This is a genomic window from Elusimicrobiota bacterium, assembly GCA_041658405.1.
Taxonomy (GTDB): Bacteria; Elusimicrobiota; UBA5214; order JBBAAG01; family JBBAAG01; genus JBBAAG01.
The window spans coordinates 1-7,674 of sequence record JBBAAG010000114.1 but is presented as its reverse complement, the minus strand read 5'-3'; the positions used below and the strand labels follow the sequence as shown (position 1 = coordinate 7,674).

The window sequence follows — 7,674 nt, the reverse complement described above, 5'->3', positions numbered from 1 at the left end:
TGCCGCATGGAAACTTAAGTCTAAAGGAGGGGCTTTACAAGAGTTAAAAGAAGTTGCTATATTGTCTGAGTGAGGTCAAACTCGCTGAAAAACTCCGTCATAAGAAAATAAAGTAGATGTAAGATATAACTGAATTCCTATTATCCAAAGCGAGAAAAAAATATTTTTATATATCATATTCATTCCTCATCTTTCTTGACTATTTATTTGTTCTGCTTTTTTAATTTCTTCTTGAATCTCTTGATATTCTAATTCTTGTAATCTCTTTTTGCTTTTCTTATCTCCCTTTTGTTGTAAAAGACTTTCACCTATTTCTTTTACTCTCGGATTATTTGATTTGAGCATTTCTTCTATCTTCAATTCTAGTGATTCTTTCTCACCAAAATAAGTTGCTAAATAAAACGCAGCTTTTGAACGAATTTCCTCATCTTCATTCTTTGTAAGTTCTATTAAAACAGATTTGCCCAGTACATCATCAAAACATTTTCTTTTTCTATTTTCATCATAAAATAAGATATCTATATTACCTTTTCTCGCTTCTTTTGTTATACCCGGTAAACCTGTTATTTTGTCACCTAATCTGCATAAAGCCCAAGCCACTTTTACTTGAACTTTTTCATCTTTATCATTTAATGCACTACGAAGTATGGTTATTGCTCTTTCATCCCCAGAACTCAATAGATTGGCTGCTGCAAGACGATAATCAGCATCTTTATGTTTTAAATATTTCTCTAATATTTTTAATTGTTTAGAATCTTTAGGATTATAATAAAAACCTGCTAAACTAGGACAAAGTTTTAATTTTCCTTCCCTTTCCAATCTTTTCAATCTTTCTTGTGTGGTTCTTTTACTATCTTTAGTTTCAATATTTGTTTTATCGTTTACCACAGTTCCTGTTGAAATTTCTGCTCTTGCACAGTTTACAATACTAAAAGTTAAAATTGTTACTAAAAACAACTTCTTCATAAACAATCCCTCCATTTTTTAGATATATTTTAATGCTCTTTTACTTTATTAAAAATATAACCTCGTTTGGTTGTCAATATTCTCAACGCGGGGCTGGCTATCTATAGGTATCACACCGGTACAATACGTAAAACTTGACGGCCAGTATATTTTGTTCCACCACAAAATTTTCATGCTGCCCGGTTGGTTGATTGTGTCTATATTTGTCAACACGCTGCCTGGCTCCATAAAGTCTGGTTGTTTGGTTTCCAACTCGTGTATAGAGTCTACTTCAAAATCGTAGGTTGTAACGTTACCCGCTTTGTCCCATGCTTTGATATATATAAATCCTTTGTCCGGCAAGTTGGTAACACTGTACGTATGGCTTTGCCCGTAATTCGTATAGTCAGGATATGGCAGTATCGCTTCGCCGGTATCTGGATTGTCTTTCCTTACTTCTATCTTGTCTATTCCTGAACCGTATTTATCGTCGTCAACCATAATATAAACTGTAGTTGACCCTGTTACCTCGCCTCGGTAAATAATATCACCAACTTCGCTACCTACCCTCTCTCTTACCACAACTTCCGGTGGACGCATATCTTTGACTTCAAAATAAAACAAATTAATATTGCCAGCTTTGTCCCAGACTTGCACAAATATTGGGCACTCAGTTACTGTGTAAACAAAATTATTATCGCTTTGAACATAACCTTCTATTTCTTTATTAAATATTAGTTCTCCTACATCAACTTTTCCTTTCCAGACCTTTATCTTGTCTATCCCCGAGCCGTTTGTTTCCTCGGTAACCATGATATATACTGTGGTTGATTCACTCAGCCCGCGGGGGGAAATTGATTTACTGCTACTGTTATAAACATCTTCTTTCGCTTCTCTTACCTGTACCTTTGGTTTTGTGGTGTCTATCTTAAACTGGTGAAGAGTGTCGTTACCTGCTCTATCATATGCACGAATTGTATAATTTCCATCTGCAAGATTATCTAATTCGGAAAGATCATTGTCAGAGGAAGTATAAATGTATTTATCAACAATACCAGCGGTTAGATTATTATCACCTAAACAGTTACCCTCTGAAGGGCTACCTTGCCATAATTCTAAACGCCAAGGACCGGAAGATATATCTTTGACTTTAATTTTTATTTTTTTTATATTCGCAACACAATTATCAAGAATTATATTATTATCAATTGCATTTAGAACAGTTATTTCAGGATTGTCAATATAAGATGCTCGAAGCCTATTTCTCTGGTCACTGGGATAAAGAAGTTGGGATCCAGCTTTAAATATCATTAAATCTGTTTGAGTTTTAATATTATTACCTAAAGTTAATATCGGAACATTATTCTCTGCATAGCAAAATTCCACATAAGCATCAGAACGCATCGCTTCAATTTCTTTTAATTCAAGAACTCCCGGACAATCACCCAAATTATCATCCCACTCAATATATTGGTTAATAGGATTTAATACATAGGTTATTGCGGGAATTTTACTTCTAACGTCAAAAGCCGTATTAATAATTGCCTGTCTTTTCTGCAAGGTTAAATTAATATCGTTTAATGTATATGCTCCGTAATAAGAACCGAATACATCTACAAATGATTGAACAGTAATTGTATTAAATCCTACTGGTCCACTTAATTCTGTCATAAGATGATGGTTTTTATTAGTCGGATCGCCGGTTCCATAAGACCAATAAATTCCGCCATGTTCGTCTACAGGTATATTCAACTGCCGAAATTCAATATCTCCTCTTTCCTGCGCTACTGCATTACCTGTAACAGCAGAATGAACCCGAGTTGAAAATAGCATTTGCAAAAAAATAGTAAAAACACATAACCAATGAATTTTTTTAAAATTACTTGGGTTCTTTTTTACCTTTATTTTTTCTTTTATCATTTTCTAACATAAACTCCTTTATTTTTATTGTTGTTTCAATCATTTTTTCTTTTATTTTAAGAACATTTTCTTTTTCTGTTATTTTTTCTAAAATATTGACAATCTGTTGCTGATCTATATTAGGATGTTGGGAACCTATCAACAAGGGGTTAATACACATCTCCCTAACTTTTGGATTCGCATGTTCTATCTTTTTCAATAATATTGGAACTATTTCATCGGTCATAAAGGAGCTACTCATATTTATTACTTCTAAAGCCATTATAAGGTCTTCACCATCAGATTGTTCTATAAATTGGTTAAGCTTTTTTCTGTCTATACAAGAAGAAACATCTGGACTAAATTTTGAATTTACAGAAGGGAATTCTGTATTAGGTTCATCTAACTTAAATTCTTTAATGCGTTCAAATACATATGGAAGATATTTATAGTCCCGTAACGATTTTGATGCATTAACAAAAGCTTTTCTGTTTTTTGTGGTCTTTAAAATGTTTAACACTTCCGGTAGGCCTTTCTCTCTACTAGCTCTATCGAGATATATGGCATGCTCTTCCTCAGGAATGATTCCCTTATCACATAGTTTCTTAACCTCATTAAATACTTCATCTCCATAAACTCCATGTGGACTACCTAATCGCGATAAAGCACGTTCTCTTAACTCATTTGGTCCTTCTTTAAAAATATTAAGAATATATTTTGTGGATAACAAGTCGCCTCCATGTTTGGTTAATATATCAATAATGTATAAACGTGACATTTTCGTGATTTCATCTTTCCCTTTCAATGTCTCAATTATGTCAATTAATTCTTTAGACATTATTTCTTTTGTTTTTTGATTTGGGAATATTCTTCCGGGCCACGTATTCCCTAATGTCATTAACCCAAATTTTAACTTTCCTAAAGCATTATTTCTTTCTTCCGGATTACCAGTCCTTATGCTTGGTAATTCTCTTTCCAACAATTCTTGTATTTTTGGGTTTTCATCCATAAATTTAGATTCTTGAGATTCGATATGGGATATAAATATCGTCTCTATAATCAAATATAATAAAATAATTTTGACAAACCTAAATAAACGAGACAATTTTAACATTCTATAATTCCTATCCCCCTTAAATATTTTTAAGCCTTATATTCAACAACACTTCCTTTTTTAAAATATAACCTCGTTTGGTCGCCAATCTTCTCAATAGGTTTCTGGTTATATGCAACAGGTATCACATCGGTACAGTACGTAAAACTTGACGGCCAGTATATTTTGTTCCACCACAATATCTTCATGCTGCCCGGTTGGCTGAGTATGTCCATGTTTATCAACGTGCTGCCGCTTTCTGGCTTCATCACAAAACCTCTCCTGCTTCCGAGACACTTTAGGTACGACGTTAACCATGTTTTCTTCTAAAAAACTATCCGTTATACCTTCTAAAACCTTGCACTTAAATTAAATCTTTAGTTTGGCGTTGATCTCCGATGTCCTTTAACTCTAATTCTATGTCCTCCAACTTTTTTTGTATACCCTCTAACAGGAACAATCTTTTGTCTTTGTTTAACATACGTTGAGGTTTTTGTTTTTGCCATACATTGTTTCCCCCTTGATATTATTTCGCCACTACAACACTGCCGGTGACCAGTTTGCCGTTCGCCTTGAACTGGTAAATGTATACGCCGTTAGCGACGGGCGTGCCGTTGTCGTCAGTACCGTCCCAGCCGGATGGGTTGGATATACGCCGTACCACTCTGCCCGAGAGGTCACAGATTGTTACGTCAACGTTTTCTTCCCGGCCTTGCATTAACCGTATACTTAAGTACCGTGTTATCCCGCTGAAGGTTGCATTATCGTTTCTCCCGTCATGGTTGGGTGTAATAATTTTCTCCCCAGGCTTAAAGTTGAGGTTCGCGATTTCTGCTTCCAACGCTGCAGTATCGTTTGTCATCATACCAAACCGTGAACCTGCAGCATCTGCTTCCGGCGGGGTTACTACCGGCCCAACTACGCTTGCCTTGCCGTTGAGTACCGCAGAAGCGATACACGCATTACCCGTGATCATACCGTTGCCGTCCATCACAAGGTCGTATTTCGGAGCGTATATTGTCCCGCAAATTGTGCCGTTGACCAATATTTTGTTATCCGTAACGTTATGGCAGTACAACGCAAGTGCGTACTTGTCATTGTCAGGGTTGAGTTTCGCTGTACCGTCAACCATAACCTTGCCTGTGACAAATATTCCAACACTACCGTTTTCGCTGTCTATCTTTACTACAGCGTTACCAGAGAGATTTATCGCGGTAAAGTAGTATGTTCCCGCAGATAGCGTTAGCACGTCGCCGGAACGCACTACCAAAGAGCCGGTTTTGTCTACTGGGTTCACGCCTTTTAACGTAAGCCCGATTGTTGCGTTATCATTCGTTTGTTTTACTTGTTCATAAACACCTGCCAGGTTGAACGGTTCGGTGTTCACCGTCTCGGTGGTTATAGTAACAGTCCCCGAGATATTCGTGTTCTTGGGTGAACGTTTGATGGATTGCGCTATAACGTCGCCGTCCACACCGCCGGTACCATTGAGTGTTAACACAGTGTTCGTAAGGATTGAGCCGGTAACACTGCTCCCGCCATTGAGGGTTACCTCGCCACTAGACATTAACGCATACGCTGCGTTGTTGAGTACCGCAAGTTGTTGTTCTTTCACAGCTTCAATGTTACCTGCGTAGTCTACGCTGTACCACTTAACCGTGTGTTGCCCTTCGGTGAGTGTCAAAGCGTCGCTATACTCTATGTACTCCCCCATATCTATTGAGTAGTACGTTGTGGTTATGCCAGAAATCGTGTCTTCCCCGCTAAACATCAACGGCGTGCCTGTGTTTATCATTGTCATACCGTCAAGCGGGTACGATTGGCTGCCGTAGCATAAACTCGTTACCGGCGGGGTGTTGTCTACTGTAATATTATTAGACTTAACCTCTTCGCGGTTGCCAACGTTGTCTACAGCGTAGTAGTGCAGCACAACCTCGCCTTCGGTCGTAAATGATAACGGTACTTCAAATTTTGTGTATTCAGTTGAAATACCTATTGCATACCAAGTTTCTCCAACCCCTGATGACACGTTGTTCACCACAGGATCATTGGAAACTAATGTAACCGCAGTTTCGCTTGATACAAACATCCTATCCCCTTCGATATGGCTTGGACCTCCAAGGGATACACTGCTAACCGGCGGGGTAAGGTCAATTTTTACAGTTCCGCTATGCGGGACACACGTGTTGTTACTCTTATCCGTTGCAGTGATTGTGTATGTGTACACGCCATTGGGGACTGTGTTACCGCTATTATCTTTCCCATCCCAGGATTCGGTGTTCACACCAAGATCACGCCGCGTGTTTTCTACCAATGCCCTTACTAACTGGTTGGCGTTATCAAATACTGCGATACTTACTTTCGGGATGAATGCCGCAAAATTGTCGGTCAACTTGTATTCCAGTGTTGTGGTATCGCTCACACCGTCTGAGTTAGGTGAAAATACCTGGGGTACCGCTGCAACATCCGTTATTTCCGGCGGTGTGTCGTCATAACAGGTTAGTATCGCGTATAATGATAACGAGGTTACCTCCGCTACGATCCTGTGGTTCAGCGTATCAACGTACTGGTTGGGAAGTTCAACCCACTGGTAGGTACCCTCGGGGTGTAAGACGTACTTATACACCTTGAGTTTATCGCCGTACAACATCGGGTCGTAGTCAAACATCAGTAATGCCGGGGTAGTAAACACCGTACCGTCAGGGTTGATATCATAAATCGTGCTTTGCAGGAATTGTTGTTCATCACCCATGCGGATTGAGAGTAATGCCTGAGATTCTTGTTCCTCGCTTGGCGCGGTGACGGTTATCACCGGCGCTGCGGAGTTATACATTAATGTCACTACCGGCGCAGGCTCGGCGCTTACCGCTACCTGCGTATTGGTTTGTATTACCGTAATACTCCCGGATACAGACGTTTTATCCGTGCCTTTACCTACTGTTATACGGTATGAGTACACGCCTTCCCCAGCGTTTATGCCGGTACTATCGTACTTCCCGTCCCATGTGAACACATAACTCCCCCCTGCGCGGGAAGAGTACACCGCTGATTTTACCACTGTGTTTGATATATCAAGGATTTGTTCAGTAACACTTGTTGTCGTTATCCCTGCGGGTAAGGAAATCGTGTAGTTAACCTCCACGGTTGTTTCGCCGGCTGAACGCTCAAGTATACCATCGGTTGATACGTTTGTGATAACCGGTAGCCCGGCAGAAACTTTTATATTGCCAATCGTCGCAGGCTTCACTTCGTTCGCATAACTTTCTGCGGTGATTACACAACTGTATATCCCGTTTGCTACCTGCTGTCCAGTACCGTCTTTCCCATCCCAGGACAGTTTCTTTATCCCACCGGGCTGTGCTATAGAATCCACGAGTTTAAGTTCGCCAACAATACTCCCGCCTTTAATTCTTATAGTCACAGCCTTACAGTGTTCAGTTAGTTCGTAGTAAATATTTGTCACCTGCCCGAGGGTGGGGTTAAACTCCGCGGGGCTTATGCCGGTATTACGGATATCCAATACGTTGTTGTTCACCACAACTGTAGGTACTGCGCTATCCGCGGTATTACCGAGTTTATCGTATACCTTTGTTTTTAGACTATACTGCCCATCAATTTCTGCGAGGGTAGCCCAGCTATAACTTTCGCTGCAACCCACTGACGCTATGGGCTGGACTACGGGGTTGGTTATTGTGTTTCTTAAAACACCGTTAACGTAGTACTCAATCTTGCCTATT

Annotated in this window: 6 protein-coding genes; all 6 read right to left on the bottom strand. The window is 39.5% G+C overall.

The window, feature by feature from the left end; translation table 11 throughout:
* Positions 1 to 186 precede the first annotated feature (186 nt).
* The gene (locus tag WC955_12735) at positions 187 to 966 is read right to left on the bottom strand and encodes a HEAT repeat domain-containing protein (protein ID MFA5859920.1); all 780 of its coding nucleotides are present in this window, start codon (positions 964 to 966) and stop codon (positions 187 to 189) included.
* A gap of 48 nt (positions 967 to 1,014) precedes the next feature.
* On the bottom strand, positions 1,015 to 2,865 hold the full coding sequence (locus WC955_12730; GenBank protein MFA5859919.1) for a hypothetical protein: 1,851 nt from the start codon (positions 2,863 to 2,865) through the stop codon (positions 1,015 to 1,017).
* Complete coding sequence (locus WC955_12725) at positions 2,825 to 3,958, bottom strand: hypothetical protein (protein MFA5859918.1); 1,134 nt, start codon at positions 3,956 to 3,958, stop codon at positions 2,825 to 2,827. The genes WC955_12730 and WC955_12725 overlap by 41 nt, the downstream gene beginning before the upstream one ends.
* A 29-nt stretch (positions 3,959 to 3,987) precedes the next feature.
* Positions 3,988 to 4,209: a hypothetical protein gene (locus WC955_12720; GenBank protein ID MFA5859917.1), complete on the bottom strand. Its 222-nt coding sequence runs from the start codon at positions 4,207 to 4,209 to the stop codon at positions 3,988 to 3,990.
* Positions 4,210 to 4,314: 105 nt separating this feature from the next.
* Complete coding sequence (locus WC955_12715) at positions 4,315 to 4,443, bottom strand: hypothetical protein (protein ID MFA5859916.1); 129 nt, start codon at positions 4,441 to 4,443, stop codon at positions 4,315 to 4,317.
* 20 nt (positions 4,444 to 4,463) lie between these two features.
* Positions 4,464 to 7,674: FlgD immunoglobulin-like domain containing protein (locus WC955_12710; protein ID MFA5859915.1), on the bottom strand; the 3,211-nt coding region annotated here is incomplete at its 5' end.